General features: G+C 67.2%; 15 protein-coding genes and 3 tRNA genes. 7 read left to right on the top strand and 11 right to left on the bottom strand.

Annotation, left to right across the window (positions count from 1 at the left end; genetic code table 11):
* Positions 1 to 6 precede the first annotated feature (6 nt).
* The 3 genes from J7E68_RS00510 to J7E68_RS00500 form a co-directional block, all read right to left on the bottom strand.
* Complete coding sequence (locus J7E68_RS00510) at positions 7 to 912, bottom strand: ABC transporter ATP-binding protein (RefSeq protein ID WP_215168853.1); 906 nt, start codon at positions 910 to 912, stop codon at positions 7 to 9.
* Between the two features lie 57 nt (positions 913 to 969).
* A complete protein-coding gene (locus J7E68_RS00505; RefSeq protein ID WP_215168851.1) occupies positions 970 to 2400 on the bottom strand; it encodes a cell division initiation protein in 1431 nt (476 codons plus the stop codon).
* A 174-nt stretch (positions 2401 to 2574) separates the two neighbouring features.
* The gene (locus tag J7E68_RS00500; RefSeq protein ID WP_215168849.1) at positions 2575 to 3090 is read right to left on the bottom strand and encodes a hypothetical protein; all 516 of its coding nucleotides are present in this window, start codon (positions 3088 to 3090) and stop codon (positions 2575 to 2577) included.
* Between the two features lie 75 nt (positions 3091 to 3165).
* Between J7E68_RS00500 and J7E68_RS00495 the strand changes: the two genes are divergently transcribed.
* Positions 3166 to 3903 (top strand): DUF2071 domain-containing protein, encoded by a 738-nt coding sequence (locus tag J7E68_RS00495; RefSeq protein ID WP_215168847.1) that lies wholly within the window; start codon positions 3166 to 3168, stop codon positions 3901 to 3903.
* Here J7E68_RS00495 and J7E68_RS00490 read toward each other — a convergent pair.
* Positions 3884 to 4804 (bottom strand): AEC family transporter, encoded by a 921-nt coding sequence (locus tag J7E68_RS00490; protein ID WP_215168845.1) that lies wholly within the window; start codon positions 4802 to 4804, stop codon positions 3884 to 3886. The two genes, J7E68_RS00495 and J7E68_RS00490, sit on opposite strands and share 20 nt — an antisense overlap.
* A 64-nt stretch (positions 4805 to 4868) precedes the next feature.
* On the opposite strand from J7E68_RS00490, the gene J7E68_RS20070 reads away from it, so the two are divergent.
* Positions 4869 to 6185: a peptidoglycan DD-metalloendopeptidase family protein gene (locus J7E68_RS20070; RefSeq protein WP_215168843.1), complete on the top strand. Its 1317-nt coding sequence runs from the start codon at positions 4869 to 4871 to the stop codon at positions 6183 to 6185.
* Between the two features lie 284 nt (positions 6186 to 6469).
* Here the strand turns inward: J7E68_RS20070 and J7E68_RS00480 are convergent, their stop codons facing one another.
* The gene (locus J7E68_RS00480; protein ID WP_215168841.1) at positions 6470 to 7093 is read right to left on the bottom strand and encodes a GntR family transcriptional regulator; all 624 of its coding nucleotides are present in this window, start codon (positions 7091 to 7093) and stop codon (positions 6470 to 6472) included.
* A gap of 154 nt (positions 7094 to 7247) precedes the next feature.
* Here J7E68_RS00480 and J7E68_RS00475 point away from each other — a divergent pair, with 154 nt between their 5' ends.
* Both J7E68_RS00475 and J7E68_RS00470 read left to right on the top strand, forming a co-directional pair.
* Positions 7248 to 7841 (top strand): alpha/beta fold hydrolase, encoded by a 594-nt coding sequence (locus tag J7E68_RS00475; protein ID WP_285224681.1) that lies wholly within the window; start codon positions 7248 to 7250, stop codon positions 7839 to 7841.
* Positions 7841 to 8836 carry an NADP-dependent oxidoreductase gene (locus J7E68_RS00470; protein WP_215168839.1) on the top strand — a complete coding sequence of 332 codons (996 nt, stop codon included), beginning with the start codon at positions 7841 to 7843 and terminating at the stop codon, positions 8834 to 8836. Before J7E68_RS00475 ends, J7E68_RS00470 begins: the two co-directional genes overlap by 1 nt.
* An 82-nt stretch (positions 8837 to 8918) precedes the next feature.
* Here the strand turns inward: J7E68_RS00470 and J7E68_RS00465 are convergent, their stop codons facing one another.
* Entirely contained in the window at positions 8919 to 9632 is a 714-nt protein-coding gene (locus J7E68_RS00465; RefSeq protein ID WP_215168837.1) for an SDR family oxidoreductase, read from the bottom strand.
* A 144-nt stretch (positions 9633 to 9776) separates the two neighbouring features.
* On the opposite strand from J7E68_RS00465, the gene J7E68_RS00460 reads away from it, so the two are divergent.
* Positions 9777 to 10379: a TetR/AcrR family transcriptional regulator gene (locus tag J7E68_RS00460; protein ID WP_215168835.1), complete on the top strand. Its 603-nt coding sequence runs from the start codon at positions 9777 to 9779 to the stop codon at positions 10377 to 10379.
* A gap of 91 nt (positions 10380 to 10470) precedes the next feature.
* Here the strand turns inward: J7E68_RS00460 and J7E68_RS00455 are convergent.
* The 3 genes from J7E68_RS00455 to J7E68_RS00445 form a co-directional block, all read right to left on the bottom strand.
* Positions 10471 to 10543: transfer RNA gene (locus J7E68_RS00455), tRNA-Phe, on the bottom strand.
* 70 nt (positions 10544 to 10613) lie between these two features.
* A tRNA-Asp gene (locus tag J7E68_RS00450) sits at positions 10614 to 10687 on the bottom strand.
* A gap of 29 nt (positions 10688 to 10716) precedes the next feature.
* A tRNA-Glu gene (locus J7E68_RS00445) sits at positions 10717 to 10789 on the bottom strand.
* A gap of 211 nt (positions 10790 to 11000) precedes the next feature.
* Between J7E68_RS00445 and J7E68_RS00440 the strand changes: the two genes are divergently transcribed.
* Positions 11001 to 12356, top strand: coding sequence for a M23 family metallopeptidase (locus tag J7E68_RS00440; protein WP_215168833.1), 1356 nt, complete (start codon positions 11001 to 11003; stop codon positions 12354 to 12356).
* A 58-nt stretch (positions 12357 to 12414) separates the two neighbouring features.
* Here the strand turns inward: J7E68_RS00440 and J7E68_RS00435 are convergent, their stop codons facing one another.
* Both J7E68_RS00435 and J7E68_RS00430 read right to left on the bottom strand, forming a co-directional pair.
* Complete coding sequence (locus tag J7E68_RS00435) at positions 12415 to 12906, bottom strand: inorganic diphosphatase (protein WP_215168831.1); 492 nt, start codon at positions 12904 to 12906, stop codon at positions 12415 to 12417.
* Positions 12907 to 12949: 43 nt separating this feature from the next.
* Positions 12950 to 13606, bottom strand: coding sequence for a TMEM175 family protein (locus J7E68_RS00430; RefSeq protein WP_215168829.1), 657 nt, complete (start codon positions 13604 to 13606; stop codon positions 12950 to 12952).
* A gap of 77 nt (positions 13607 to 13683) precedes the next feature.
* On the opposite strand from J7E68_RS00430, the gene tilS reads away from it, so the two are divergent.
* Positions 13684 to 14649, top strand: a 966-nt coding sequence (tilS, locus tag J7E68_RS00425; protein ID WP_215168827.1) for a tRNA lysidine(34) synthetase TilS, incomplete at its 3' end; no start/stop codon positions are given.

The raw sequence follows: 14649 nt of genomic DNA, 5'->3' as shown, positions 1-14649 counted from the left end.
CGGAGGTCATGCCGGCTCCTTGATGTCTGCGCGCACACCGCCGGATGTCGGGTCGGGATCGACCGCAGCGCCGTGCTCGCGGATGAGGCCGAGGTAGATGTCCTCGAGCGTGGGGCGCACGACTTCGAGGCCGTCGGGCTCGCCGCTCGCGCGTTGGAGCTCGGCGACGACCGCCCCCGGGGTCGTGGTGCGCTTCTCGTGACGCACCCCTTCGGCATCCAGCCAGCGGACCATGGGGGTTCGCGCATCAGGGCCGCCGATCTCGTCGATCGGCCCGATCGCGACGATGCGCCCGTTCGTGATCACGGCGGCGCGATCACCGAGCCGGGCCGCCTCGTCGAGGTAGTGGGTGGTGAGAAGGATGCTGGTTCCCTCCGCCTTGAGCCTGTGGATGAGTCCCCAGAACTGACGTCGGGCCTCGGGGTCGAAGCCCGTGGTGGGCTCGTCGAGGAAGAGGAGCTCAGGGCGTCCGATGATCCCGAGGGCGACGTCGAGTCGGCGCTGCTGACCGCCGGAGAGCCGGCCCGCTCGCGCGCGCTGCTTCTCTTCGAGGCCGACGGCCGCGATCACCTCGTCGACCGCGCGGGGGTTCGGGTAATAGCCGGCGAACTCGGTCAGCAGCTCGCGCACGGTGAAGTTGCCTGCCTCGCCCGTGGACTGCAGCACGATGCCGAGGCGCGCCTTCCACTCGAGACCGCCGCGCTGAGGGTCGACGCCCAGCACTCGCACGTCGCCCGAGGTGCGATGCCGATATCCCTCGAGGATCTCGATGGTGGTCGACTTGCCGGCGCCGTTCGGGCCCAGCAGGGCGAACGTCTCGCCTCGGTGGATGTCGAAGGTGATGCCGTCGACGGCAGCGGACCCGCCGTAGTCCTTGCGGAGGTCCCGCACCTCGATCACGCTGTCTGTCATATGTACAGCGTGCACGGCTGGGCGCCCGAGCGATAGCCGTGCGTCAGCGGAGGATGCTCAGCGCGACGACCTGTCGTCGGCCTCGACCACCTCGATCGTGATCTTGCCGTCGATGGTCTCGGCGTCGTCGTCGAGGATCTCGTCGTCGAGTGCCTCGTCGCCGCGGAACTCCTCGGTGGGCTCCTCAGCGTCGTCGGCGTCGTCGTCGATCAGCTCGGCGTCGACCGCGTCGGTGTCTGCCTCATCGTCGTCGGCCCCGGAGACGGTGGCGACGGTTCCGACAGCGGTCGACTCATCGCTGAAGATGCCCTCGGGGCGGATCAGCTCGCGCACCTCGGCCATGAAGCTGGCGAGCTGCTGCTGCTGCCAGCGCAGCTGACGGGCGTGGTCTTCGGCATCCCGCAGCACTGTGGAGGTGTGGCCGGTGACGGAGTCGACGATCTTCTGCGACTTCACACGGGCGCGGTCGAGGGTGTCGCGGGCACGCACCTGAGCATCCGCCTCGATCGTCTGCGCCTGCGAGCGCATCAGGCGCTCGTAGTCGTCGGCCTTCGCCGAGATCCGCTGCGCGTGCTCGAGAGACGCGGCGACCTGCTCGTTGGCGTCGGTGGTGATGCGCTCGGCGTGTGCCACGGCCTGGTTGTGCAGCACGAGGAACTCCTGCTGGGCGTCGTCCTGACGGCGGGTCAGGGTCTCTTCGAACTCGAGGACGCGAGCGTTCATCTCGCGGACCTCGCGCTCGGCGTCGGAGCGCAGCTGGGTCGTCTCGCGAGTGACGAGGGAACGCAGCGCGGCGGCGCCCTTCTCGGCCTCGGTGCGGATGGCAGTGGCCTCCTGCGTCGCCTGGTGAACCCTCTCGGCGGCGTGGGCGGCCTCTCGCTCGAGCGTGGCCTCGTGCGCCGTGTACTCCGTGTCGATCTTGAGGCGAACCTGGTCGGCGTCGTGCTGAGCGTGCGCGATGATCCGGGTCACGTCGGCGTCTGCCTCGGAGCGCTGGGTCGTGACCTCTTCGCGGGCGGCCGCCATCAGCCGGTCGGCCTGCACGGCGGCGTTCTGGATCAGGACGTTGGCCTGCTCCTCGGCGACGCGCAGGATGGCTTCGAACTGCTCGCGCGACGGGGCCTCCTGGCCGTCGGCGCGCGGGGTGTCGACGAGTTCGTTCGTGAGGGTCGCGACCTGCTGCTCGGTCTCGGCGGCCTTGGCCCTGACGGTCGTGAGCTCGGCCTCGAGCTCCTCACGGGCGATCCGCTCCTCTTCGCGCAGCGACTCGACGGCGTCTTCGTGACGGGCCTCGGTCTCGGCGAGGTCTGCCTTCGCCTGCTGCAGCTGGTTGCGGAGCGCGCTGAGGGCGGAATCGACCTCGGCCTTGTCGTAGCCGCGGAACGAGGCGGTGAAGCCGGACTGCTCTCGCGGCTGCTCGCGCGGCGTCTCCTCGATCAGCTTGTCGAAGAAGTCGGGTGTCCGGTCGTTCTCGGGGGATTCACTCATGGTCAGCCTTTCCGGCGCAGGTCACAGGGACTGAGAACTGTGATGAGGATGGAGCCGTCGCACTTCCGGCTGCGGGCGAGCCGGGGCGTCGTTGGCAATACCACAGCCTAGTTGCGACTGCTGTGAGATGTGCACCCGATCTCGTCAGCCGCTGATCGCATATCGGCGTGACGCTCAGGGTGTCGCCTCGTCGAGCATCCAGATCCCGGACTGCGGGTCGCGTCGGTGGTGGACGGGCGGTCCCGCCTCGACCGACACCCCTTGGGCGGAGGCTGCGGCAGCGACGAGGGAGCGGAGGTCCGCCCAGGCGGGAGACGTGTTCGGCTTCCCGAGGTACTCGCAGAATCGCTCGACCTGGATCCTGGTTCCGTCTGCCGTCTCGACGAGGCGCACCAGTGAGTCGTCGGGTTCTATGAAGCGGATGCCGTAGCCGCCGTCGGAGAGCACGGTGAAGCGTCGCGGCTGCTGCAGCACGACGCTGTCGACGATCTCCCGTGCCGCGCCCTCCGATGCGCGCAGCACGAGCGTCGCCCCGAGCACATCGAGGATCTCGGCGAGCCGGCTGTCGACGAATCGTCCGCTCGCACGGCCGCTCGCAGACCGGCTCGATCGGCGGATCCAGCGCGGCAGGAAGATGGCCACCACGATGACGGCGCCGATCAGCGCGATGAAGAACAGCGGGTTGTCCACGACTCCAACCTACGGGCTCATGGCGGTGCGCAGATGACCCTTGGAGTAATTTAGCTACAGTGCTATATTCGCGATATGGCCATCATCCGCGATGTCAGGGCACAGCTCCGCAGGCGACTGCTGATCAGCTATCGGATAGACCCGACGGTCGCCGCCTCGTTGCTCCCCGACGGCTTCCGCCCCCAGCTCATCGACGGCTCCGCGCTCGCCGGGGTCTGTGTTCTCGGGCTGGAGGCGATCCGGCCCTCGTGGATCAGTCGCCGCTGGGGGCTCCGCTCCGAGAACGCCGCCCACCGCATGGCCGTCGAGCGCGACGGAGCGGACGGCGTCGAGCGAGGCGTGTTCATCTTCGAGAGGCACAGTTCAGCCTGGCATCCGGTGCTGTGGGGCGGTCGGCTCTTTCCCGGGGTGCATCGAAAAGCGCGGTTCCGCGTCGACGAGTCCGGCGATCGCTATGCGGTCTCGATGCAGGCGGGGCCGCACACCCTCGAGGTGGATGTCGAGGTCGATGAGGGGGAGTGGTCTTCCCGTGTCTTCGCATCGCTGCAGCAGGCGTCGGACTTCTATCGCGCGGGCCGGGTCGGCTGGTCGCGGACTCGAGACGGTCGCCGCGTCGAACCCGTCGCCCTCTCGAGCACCGAGTGGAAGGTCGAGGCCGCGCGGCTCCATCACCTGCGGTCGTCCTTCTTCGACGCACTGCCGCAGGGATCGGCTGTCTTCGACAGCGTCGTCGTGATGCGCGACCTGCCGCTGGTGCTGACCGATGAGCGTGGCTCTGCACGAGGCGCTGCTCTCAGCCCAGCAGCACCATGATCAGGATCAGCACCGGCAGGCAGCCGAGGGTGGTGAGGAAGACCGTGTCGCGCGAGATCGTCTCGCCGATGTCGTACCGCTGCGAGTAGTTGAAGACGTTCTGCGCGGTCGGCAGCGCCGCGAGGATCACGACGATCAGCACCTCGGCAGGTGACATCCCGAACACGAACTCGGCGACGACCCAGGCGATCGCCGGCATGGCGACGAGCTTGAGCACGGTCGCGAGGATGATGTCGCGACGATGCCCGGTGGCGCCCAGCACCCGTTGCCCGTGCAGCGAGATGCCGTAGCTGATGAGCAGCACCGGCACTGCGGCGTCGGCGATCAGCTGAGCGGGCTGCATGACGATCGGGGGCACAGCGATGCCGAGCACCGAGATCAGTGTGCCGAGCGCCGAGGCGATGATGATCGGGTTCGTCGCCGTGCGCACCAGTGTTCTGCGCAGCGACACCCTGTCGCTCGTCACGGCATCGAGGATCGTCAGCGAGATCGGAGTGAACACCAGCAGCTGCATGAGGATCACGGGGGCGGGATACGCGGCGCTGCCGAGCAGATAGAGCGAGAGCGGGATGCCGATGTTGTTCGAGTTGACCTGACCGGCCGACAGCGCGCCGATCACCGTCTCACCGACGGGACGCTTCCACCACAGCCGCGCCACGAGCGTGTAGACGGCGATGATCGTGACTGCGGCGATGGCCGAGACCGGCAGCAGCGCCGAGAACAGCATCTTCGCGTCCGCCTGCGCCAGCACGGTGAAGAGGAGGAAGGGGGAGAGGACGAAGAAGATGAGTCGGCCGAGCACGTGTCGCGCATGAGGACCGAGCAGATCTATCCTGCCGAGCACGTATCCCAGAGCGATCGCGACGCCGACGACGGCGAATCCTGTGAGCGTGTCGAGCATGATTCGAGCGTATCCATGCAGGCGGATGTTTGCGGATCACGAGTCTTTCCATACGTTTGTACTCATGAACCAATCGAATCGCCGCTCGGGGCCTTCTGCACATCGCTCGTCCCGCCTGCTCGCAGGAGTCATCGCGGCGATCGCGGTCGTCGGGGGGATGCTCGTCTCGCCCCCTGCTGCCGAGGCTGCGGATGAGCTGTTCGTCACACCGGTCAGCGGTCGCGTGTCGGACATCGTCAACGGATGCCCGGCGGGAAGCCGACCGACGCACCAGGGCGTCGACATCAACATGAACAGCAATGCGAGCGTCTACGCGGCATCGGCCGGCACCGTGACGACGGCTGTCAACTCGAACGCGACGACCGGATACGGCTCGCAGGTCGTCATCACCCACCCGGGCGGCCTGACCACGAGGTACGGCCACCTGGTCTTCGGCTCCGTCACGCTGAAGGTCGGGGCGTCGGTGCCGCAGGGGGCTCTGCTCGGCCGTGTGGGCAGCACGGGCAACAGCACCGGGCCTCACCTCCACTTCGAGATGTACAACAACGGTGTGAACCTCACCAACGCGTACTTCGCCTGCGGTCAGGGAAACGTGGCGGCGCTCACGCCGCTCAAGCTGCGGCCGGAACGACCCGTCAACGCCGACGTCAACCGTGACGGCAATCCCGACATCCTCGCAGTGTCGACCGCAGGACGCATGACCGTCTACAACGGGAACGGCTACGGCAGCGGCAGCGGCGCTTGGAGGGCAGCGGTGCTCGGGGGCGGGTGGGAGACCACGCGAGCGCTCATCCACGGCGACTACAACGGCGATGGTCGGGGAGACTTCATGGCCGTCCGCACCGACGGTGCGCTGTGGTTCTATCGCGGTAACGGCGCGAACGGCTTCGTGTCGTCGCGCATCGGGGGAGGGTGGGACAGTATCCGTCTTCTCGCAGGCGGCGCCGACTTCAACAACGACGGACGCGCAGACCTGGTCGTCGTCAGGGCGGACGGCGCGCTTCTGGTCTATCCGGGCAACGGAGCCGGCGGCTTCACCTCGGCCATCCTCGTGGAGCAGGGCTGGGGAGACAAGGACATGATCGTCGCCGGCGACTTCGGACGTGACGGGATCGGCGACGTCATGGCCCGCGACACGAGCGGAAAGCTCTTCCTGTATTCGGGGACGGGCGCCGGATTCGCCGCTCCCGTGCAGGTGGGGAACGGATGGAGCGGGATGTCCATCCTCAGCGGAGGCGTCGACTACACCGGTGACGGCTTCGCCGATCTCATCGCGCGCGACGCTGCCGGCGTGCTCTGGATCTACCCGTGGAACGGATCGGCCTTCACCGCCCGAGTGAAGATCGGGAACGGGTGGAACGGGCATCGCCTGATCCACTGATCGTCGGGTCGGGGGCATCGTCCGCCAGGAGACGACCTAGCAGTCGAGGTGCCTGCGAGTCAATGGTCAGGCCCCGATGGGCGTCCGGGAAGGCTCCCGACCTACGCTGAGAACACGACGAGCCGCTTCACGCCGCTCTCCGTCGGTCGAACCAGACGGTGCCTCGAGTTCTCTCGGTCTTGAGTGCCCACTTGGGGGTGGGTGCGCATGCGGACCTTCTCATCGGCTGCTCCGGTCCTCCCCGTTCGGGCGCGGGAGGACCGGAATCACTCCTCGGGCGATCGCTACTTGAGCGAGAGCATCCGCCGCACGGCCTTGACGCCGGCATTCGCGCTGCGAGCTCTCATCGCCGACTCGAGCTCCTCGAGCGACTCCTTCGTGTCGACCCGCGGTTCGCCGAGATAGAGGTCGCGGAACACCAGGTACCAGAAGTCGCTCAGCATCAGGCGATACAGGTCGTTCAATGCCCGATCCGTGAGGAACTCGAAGAGCTCGACATGAGCCTCGATCCATCCCTCTCCGGATTCGACCGACTCGATCGCATCGCGGATCAGTTCGCACGCGACGCGCAGATCCTGCTCGGACAGCGCGAGGGCTGCCTCGCGGATGATCTCGCCGCCCTGGGATGCCGCGAACTCCCGGGTGATCCGCGACCGTTCGTCGGTGATGTCGGTGACCATCGAATAGCGGTTCGCGTGCACTTCCATGAGTCCCGCTCGCGCAAGCCGCTGAACGGCCTCGCGCACGGGGGTGCGGGTGACGCCGAGGTCGTCGGCGATGGCCTTGTCGCTCAGCTTCGCCCCGGGTGCATACGTGCCATCCGCGATCGACGTCGCAAGACGGCGGAAGAGCTCTTCCGGCCCCAGGTTCCGCTGCGCCCCAGACGCGGCGGGTTGCTCTATTCCCATACCGATATTTTACTTGCGGTTGCATGCTTCGGGCTGAGTATCGTCCATGGATCGCCGTGCGCGTCTCCCTGCCGCGATTGCATCTTGACGCGCAAACTGAGTGCGCTCATAATAGAGTTCAGTCGTATTTCTCGGCAAGCGTCCGGAGGACCCCATGGCCAGCGAATCACCCCGCATCCCGATCGACGTCTTCTCGTTCTCGATGGGCGGCATGATCGCGCAGGATCTGGTCGTGAAGCATCCGTCGCTCGTGCGCAAGCTGGTTCTCACCGGCACGGGCCCGCGCGGCGGGAAGGACATGGACAAGGTCATCGGCACCACCTACTGGGATGTGCTTCGGGCGACGCTGACCCGATCCGACCCGAAGGAGTTCCTGTTCTTCAACCGGGACGCCGCGGGCAAGCGGGCCGCGAAGGCGTTCGTGAACCGTCTCAAGGAACGGAGCATCGACCGGGACGCGGACATCAGGCTCCCCGCGTTCCAGACGCAGCTGAAGGCGATCGCGAAGTTCGGGCGATCGACCCCCGCCGACCTCTCAGTCATCACGGGGCCGACACTGATCGCCAACGGCGACAACGACCGGATGGTGCCCTCGGTCCTGTCGCACGATCTGCATGCGCGGATCGCCGGCAGCGAGCTCATCATCTATCCGAACTCGGGCCACGGCGGCATCTTCCAGTACTGGGAGAAGTTCGTGCCCGTCGCGGTGAAGTTTCTCACCGATGACCAGGCTGCGGTGGGGTCGTGATGAGAGCGTTCGTCCTGTCGAAGTACAAGACCGCCGTCCACGAGGCGGACATGCCTGAGCCCGTCGTCGGTGAGAACGATGTTCTCGTGCGCGTTCAGGCTGCGGGGCTGAACCAGCTCGATGAGAAGATCCGGATCGGCGAGTTCCAGGCGATCCTGCCGTACCGCCTGCCGATCATCCTCGGCCATGACGTCGCCGGCACCGTGATCCGGGTCGGCGCGGGGGTGCGCCGCTTCAAGGCGGGAGACGAGGTGTACGCGCGTCCGCGCGATCAGCGCATCGGCACGTTCGCCGAGCGGATCGCGATCGACGAGAGCGACGTCGCGCTCAAGCCGACCTCCATCGCGATGGAGGAGGCGGGGTCTCTGCCGCTCGTGGCCCTGACAGCCTGGCAGGCACTGGTGGAGCTCGGCGGCGTCCGACCCGGGCAGAAGGTCCTGATCCACGCGGGCGCCGGCGGGGTCGGATCGATCGCGATCCAGCTCGCCAAGCACCTCGGTGCTGAGGTCGCCACCACCGCCAGCGCGGCGAACGCCGAATTCGTCAGGCTGCTCGGCGCTGACCGGGTCATCGACTATCGGACTCAGGACTTCGAAGAGCTGCTGAGCGGGTACGACTTCGTTCTCGACAGTCTCGGAGGCGAGAACCTCGAGAAGTCCCTGCGCGTTCTCCGCCCGGGAGGACAGGCGGTCGGCATCTCCGGTCCGCCGCCGCCTGATTTCGCCCGTGCAGCGGGGCTCCATCCGATCCTCCGTCTCGCCATCACAGCGCTCAGCCGCAAGATCCGGTCACAGGCGCGACGGCTCGATGTGGACTACACGTTCCTCTTCATGCGGGCGAGTGGAGATCAGCTGCGAGAGATCGCCGCGCTCGTCGATGACGGGGTGCTCCGTCCGATCGTCGGACGCGTCTTCCCGTTCGACGAGACCGTCGCCGGCATCGAGTCGCTCGCGAAGGGCGGCATCCGGGGGAAAGCCGTCATCGCGAACCCCTGAGCGCGAGGTCCGCTGCAGCGGATCCGGAAAGGCGAAGGCCCCGTGAGTGATCGGATCACTCACGGGGCCTTCGCCGTAGCGGTTACTCCGCGCCGCGGGCGAGCTGCGGGTAGAGCGCCTCGAGTGGAGCGCTCAGTGCGGCTTTGAGCTGCACGGAGGTGTCGTCGGCAAGTACCTCGTATTCGCCGGACTCGGTCGCATCCAGGACCTTGGTCACGAGAACAGCCGGGTCGAGCTTGGGGTCGGTGACGTTCGCGGCCATGGCCGTGTCGACGTAACCCACGTGCACGCCGACGACGTGCACGCCGGCCGGAGCCAGCTCGATGCGCAGCGAGTTCGTGGCCGACCACAGGGCGGCCTTCGTCGCGCTGTAGATGCCGGCGACGGCGTACCAGCTGAGTCCCGAGTGGATGTCGATGATCGCCGACCCGGGCGTCGCCGAGAGGATCGGGGCGAAGGCGCGTGCGATGAACAGCGGTCCGAGGAAGTTGGTCTCGACGTTCGAGCGGATCTCCTCATCGCTGTGCGACAGGATGCCGGGACTCGACACCGACGCACCGGCATTGTTGATGAGCACCGTGACATCGGGAGCCGCGGTCACGGCTGCGGCGATCGAGGCCGGATCGGTCACATCCAGCGTGAGCGGCACGATGCGCTCGTCATCCCACTCGCGGGGAGTGCGAGCGGATGCGTAGACCTTGGCGGCGCCACGGGCGAGGGCGTCGCGCACGAAGTGCGTGCCGATGCCGCCGTTCGCGCCGGTGACGAGGACGACTGCTCCGTTGAGAGAGGGCATGGGATTCTTTCTCTGGGGTGGGTGAGGGCCGCACCCGATGAGGCCGGGGTGGCCATGGAACAATGGGGAAACCATTCCGAATCCCCTTAGTAGTGACTATTCTCATAATTGAGTTTGATCACTATTTATTCCCCGGAGCCCATCATGTCTTCTGACGTCAGACCGCTCGGGCGGCGCGAGCGCAACAAGCAGGACAAGCTCCAGCGCATCATGGCGGCCGCCGGGTCTCTGTTCGCAGGGCGCGGCGTCGATGACGTGACGACCCAGGAGATCGCCGATCGAGCGGACATCGGCACCGGAACCCTCTTCCTCTATGCCAAGACCAAAGGCGAGCTCCTGCTGCTCGTGCAGAACTCGATGTACGCGGAGGCGATCGAGCAGGGGCGGACCGACTCCGCGGATGCTGCGGACATGCTCGAGGGCGTGCTGGCCGTCGTGCGACCGGTCGTCGAATGCAACCGCAAGCAGATCGACAATGGGCGGACGTACCTGCGGGAGATCGTGTTCGGTGACTTCGAGGAGCCTCATCATCACGAGGCGCTGACGCTCACTGCGCGGACCGAGGAGCTCGTGGCGGAGGTCATCGCTCGAGTGGGGGATGCAGACGACGATGCAGCACGTGCGCGGGCTCGGGTCGTGTCGGCCGTCATGTTCGTGACGATGGCCGCGTCAGTGAACGCACGCCTGTCGGTGGACGAGGTCGTCGACGCGATCGCCGAGCAGATCCGAGTCGTCCTGCCGGAGTGAATCGTCCGGGAGATCTCACCGGGAAAAGCGGAAACCCCCGCCATGTAGAAGCTAGGCGAGGGTTCCTAAGGTGACTGTAATGATCACCCTGTGGCTCCGACGGGCGTCGATCCCGTGACCTCACGATTTTCAGTCGTGCGCTCTACCAACTGAGCTACAGAGCCGTGCGACCGGCAAAACCTGCCGCACCTAGACGAAAGGCCCTCTTCGGAGAAAAGGGCCCGTCGCTTAGAGCGACCCTGACGGGACTTGAACCCGCGACCTCCGCCGTGACAGGGCGGCACGCTAACCAACTGCGCTACAGGGCCATACTTGTTTTCAATTGTACCGGAAGGAGTGACCCCAACGGGATTCGAACCCGTGCTACCGCCGTGAAAGGGCGGCGTCCTAGGCCGCTAAACGATGGGGCCGAAGTCTGTCCCGGGGGACTTCCTTGCCGACGCTCAAGCATAAGGGAAGATTCGAGCAAAACGCGAATCGAGGGCGAGCCTGCTGCCTCCCGGGCGTGTTCAGGAGGACGATGGACTCGTATCGCTGTGCTGTCTGACGCTGTCCGCCGCCTGGTGCGGATGTGAAAGAAGTTGTTAGTGTGGCATTTGTGAATCCGGCGGAAGGGGCCGTGTGAACGACAAGCACTCCACGCTGGATGCTGCCTCGGCGGCGTCCGACGATTGCGGCTGCGCACCCACGCCCGCCGAGAGCCGCGCCTTCTGGCAGAAGGGCTCTCTGACGCGCCGCAGCGCCATCAGTCTCGGCGCCCTCAGCGTCGTCGCGCTCAGTGCCTTCGGTGTCACCTCGGGTGTCACGGCCGCCTACGCCGCGTCGTACCCGAGCTGGGACGACGTCCAGAACGCCATGAAGAACGAGGCCGCGAAGGCCAACGAGGTCACGCGCATCGAGGGGCTCATCCAGAGCCTCACGCAGAAGGTCGCCGACACGCAGGCTCAGGCGCAGGTCGCCTCGGACGCCTACTACGTCGCGCAGCAGGAGTTCTTCGACGCCATCCGCACTGCGGAGGAGCTGCAGACGCAGGCCGATGCCCAGGCCGCGATCGCCGACGAAGCCGCCAAGAAGGCAGGCCAGGTCGCCGCGCAGCTGTATCGCAACGGTGGCGACGACACCTCGCTCGAACTGTTCTTCGCAGGCTCCGCCGAGAACGCCGACGAGCTGCTGTCGCGCCTGGGCACGATGGACAAGCTGCTCGAGTACAACCAGTCGGTGTACGACAACGCGGTCGCGGCACGCAACTCGGCCCAGTCGCTGAGCGACCAGGCCGTCGTCGCCCGCACCGAGCGCGATCGCCTGCAGCAGGTCGCCGAGCAGAAGATGATCGAGGCGCAGGCCGCTGCCGACGCCGCGCAGGCCGCTCTCGACGAGCAGTCCGCCAACCTCGCCACCATGGAGGCGCAGCTCGCCGCCCTCAAGAGCAAGACGGCCACCACGGTCGCCAGCTACAAGGAGGGTGTGCGCAAGGCCGAAGAGGAGCGCAAGCGTCGCGAGGCTGCAGAGGCCGCCGCCAACGCGGGCGGCAACAGCGGCGGCGGCGGAAGCCCCGGCCGCGGAGGCTGGGTGCGTCCGCACGGTGGCCACCGCAGCTCCGGCTACGGCCCCCGCACCCCGATCTGCGACTCCGGCGGTTGCTCGTCGAGCTACCACTATGGGGTCGACCTCGCGAACGGCTGCGGTGCGGCGATCTACGCCGCGCACTCCGGCACGGTCGACGCCGCGTTCTACAACGGCGGCTACGGCAACTACATCCGCATCCAGCACGGCGGGGGAGTCGCCACCGGATACGCGCACATCAAGCCCGGCGGCTATGCGGTGCGCAGCGGTCAGTGGGTCGAAGCCGGCCAGGTCATCGCCTACGCGGGAAACACCGGCGGCTCGTTCGGATGCCACCTGCACTTCGAGGTCTACATCAACGGCGGGTACACGAACCCGATCAACTTCATGGCGGGCAAGGGCGTCTCGGTCTGAGCGNNGAGCGGAACCGGGGGTCTTCTTCGTCGGTCTCAGAGACCGGGCGGATGCAGGGTCAGTGACCCTGCTCGCCGAAACGGACGATCGCCTCGTCGAGGATGCGCTGCGCCTCAGCGGCATCGCCCCACTCGTCGACCTTGACCCACTTGTTGGGCTCGAGGTCCTTGTAGTGCTCGAAGAAGTGCGAGATCTCCTTCTTCGTGTACTCGGCGATGTCGTCGATGTCCTGGATGTGGGCCCACCGGGGGTCCTTCGACAGCACGGCCACGAGCTTGTCGTCGCCACCGGCCTCGTCGCTCATCTTGAGCACGGCGACGGGGCGCACCTCGACGACGACACCCGGGTAGATGGCGTGGTCGAGAAGCACGAGCACGTCGAGCGGGTCGCCGTCCTCGCCGAGGGTGTTGTCGAAGTAGCCGTAGTCGGCCGGGTACCCGAAGGTCGTGTAGAGCACGCGGTCGAGGTGCACTCGTCCGGTCTCGTGGTCGACCTCGTACTTCACGCGGCTGCCGCGCGGGATCTCGATGACGGCGTCGTGTGCGCCCATGCGTGTGCTCCTCAGAAAAGACGGTTGGATGCCGCGCACTAGCCTACCCGCGGCCGACGGAGCGCCCCAGACGCCGCGACGCGCGGTTCAGGAGCTTCGAGACGGCGCCGCTCAGGAGAAGGATCAGCAGCGCCGAGTATCCGTAGGGAGGTATCGATACGGAGATCGCGAGAGCAACGAGGAAGAGGATGATCGCCGCGACATCGCCGACGACCCCTTCGCGGATGGTGTCGGCAGGCATGGTCGTGAAATCCTGGTGCCGCAGCAGGTACAGCCCGCCGGCGAGGGTCGTGACCTGCGTGAGGATGAGCGTGCCGATGTAGACGACGGGCTGCAGCACATCGGTGTCCATCTGGCCGATCATCGCGGTCGGAACAGGCAGCCAGACGATCGTCGCCATCCAGGCGATGTTGATCCAGAGCAGCGGTGTCGTGATCCACTCCACGTCGCGATACTGGCGGTGGTGTCCGAGCCAGAAGGTCGCGATGAGCACGAAGCTGAGTCCGAAGCTCAGCAGCTGACCCGAGTGCTCGGTGAAGAACTCGGCCGTGCTGAGTCTGTTCGACGCGGCCTCCGACACCGACTCCATCAGCGGAAGGATCAGCAGCGTCATCGCGATGGCCACGACCGCATCGACGAACGCCTTGAACCGCTCGGTGCGGAACCGCTCGGCCCGCACGCGCACTGGGTGATCTGCCACGGCGTCAGATTAGGCCCAGGTGTGCTGCGCGCGCGACCGCCGCACGGCGATCCTTCATCGTGATCTACCGTGGAGCTGTGCCCTCGCTCTCACCCGCCATCGCCGAGATCCGCCTCGCCGTGCGCACAGCGCTCGCCGACCTGCCCGAGGGGTCGGCCGTCGTGGTCGCCCTCTCCGGAGGAGCGGACTCGCTCGCGCTCGCCGCGGCGACCGCGTTCGAAGCACCCAAGCTCGGGCTCCGGGTGGCGACGCTCTCGGTCGACCACGGGCTGCAGGACGGTTCGGATGCCGTCGCCGCTCGCGCGGCACACGCGGCCACGACACTCGGACTCGAGGGGCTCGTGGCCCGGGTGGACGTCGCAGGCGAGGGCGGCCCGGAGGCCGCGGCGCGCGATGCCCGGTACCGGGTGCTGAAGGACGCCGCTGCGGATGCCGGTGCTGCGGCCGTGCTTCTCGGGCACACGCTCGACGACCAGGCAGAGACCGTGCTGCTCGGGCTCGCACGCGGCTCCGGTGCGGCGAGCCTGCAGGGGATGGCGCCGGTGCGCGAAGACGATGACGGCCTGAGATGGGTGCGCCCGCTGCTCGGCGTGCGCCGGCAGGCGACGCGTGCGTTCTGCGAGGCATCCGGTCTGGAGGTCTGGGACGACCCGCACAACACTCAGGACCGCTTCGCCCGGGTGCGCGTGCGCGACCGTGTGCTGCCCGTGCTCGAGGCCGAGCTCGGACCGGGGATCGCCGAGGCGCTCGCCCGCACCGCTGAGCAGCTGCGGGAGGATGCCGAGGCGTTCGACGAGATGATCCACGAGACGATCGAGGACATCGTCGAGCATGCCGAGGCGGGCATCTCGGTCAGCGTCGCGGCGCTCGCCGCGAACCCGGCCGCGCTCAGGAACCGCATCATCCGGCTCGTGGTCGACAGCGAGTTCGGGGTGAGCCTCACGCGCCTGCAGACCCTCGAGGTCGCTCGCCTGGCGACCGACTGGTCGGGTCAGGGACCGATCGATCTTCCCGCGTGCTCGGCGACCCGCGCCGGGGGGCGC

This window comes from Microbacterium sp. ISL-103 (assembly GCF_018613995.1).
GTDB lineage: Bacteria > Actinomycetota > Actinomycetes > Actinomycetales > Microbacteriaceae > Microbacterium.
Note: the sequence above shows the minus strand (reverse complement) of the source record. Positions and strands in the feature narration are given on the sequence as shown.

Excerpts from the sequence above, each read along its gene's own strand:
- J7E68_RS00435 (WP_215168831.1), bottom strand. The coding sequence starts at position 12,906 with ATGGGCGCACACGACGCCGTCATCGAGATCCCGCGCGGCAGCCGCGTG.
- J7E68_RS00490 (WP_215168845.1), bottom strand. The coding sequence starts at position 4,804 with ATGCTCGACACGCTCACAGGATTCGCCGTCGTCGGCGTCGCGATCGCT.
- J7E68_RS00475 (WP_285224681.1), top strand. The coding sequence starts at position 7,248 with ATGGCCAGCGAATCACCCCGCATCCCGATCGACGTCTTCTCGTTCTCG.
- J7E68_RS00480 (WP_215168841.1), bottom strand. The coding sequence starts at position 7,093 with ATGGGAATAGAGCAACCCGCCGCGTCTGGGGCGCAGCGGAACCTGGGG.
- J7E68_RS00460 (WP_215168835.1), top strand. The coding sequence starts at position 9,777 with ATGTCTTCTGACGTCAGACCGCTCGGGCGGCGCGAGCGCAACAAGCAG.
- J7E68_RS20070 (WP_215168843.1), top strand. The coding sequence starts at position 4,869 with ATGAACCAATCGAATCGCCGCTCGGGGCCTTCTGCACATCGCTCGTCC.
- J7E68_RS00470 (WP_215168839.1), top strand. The coding sequence starts at position 7,841 with ATGAGAGCGTTCGTCCTGTCGAAGTACAAGACCGCCGTCCACGAGGCG.
- J7E68_RS00495 (WP_215168847.1), top strand. The coding sequence starts at position 3,166 with ATGGCCATCATCCGCGATGTCAGGGCACAGCTCCGCAGGCGACTGCTG.
- J7E68_RS00465 (WP_215168837.1), bottom strand. The coding sequence starts at position 9,632 with ATGCCCTCTCTCAACGGAGCAGTCGTCCTCGTCACCGGCGCGAACGGC.
- J7E68_RS00505 (WP_215168851.1), bottom strand. The coding sequence starts at position 2,400 with ATGAGTGAATCCCCCGAGAACGACCGGACACCCGACTTCTTCGACAAG.
- J7E68_RS00510 (WP_215168853.1), bottom strand. The coding sequence starts at position 912 with ATGACAGACAGCGTGATCGAGGTGCGGGACCTCCGCAAGGACTACGGC.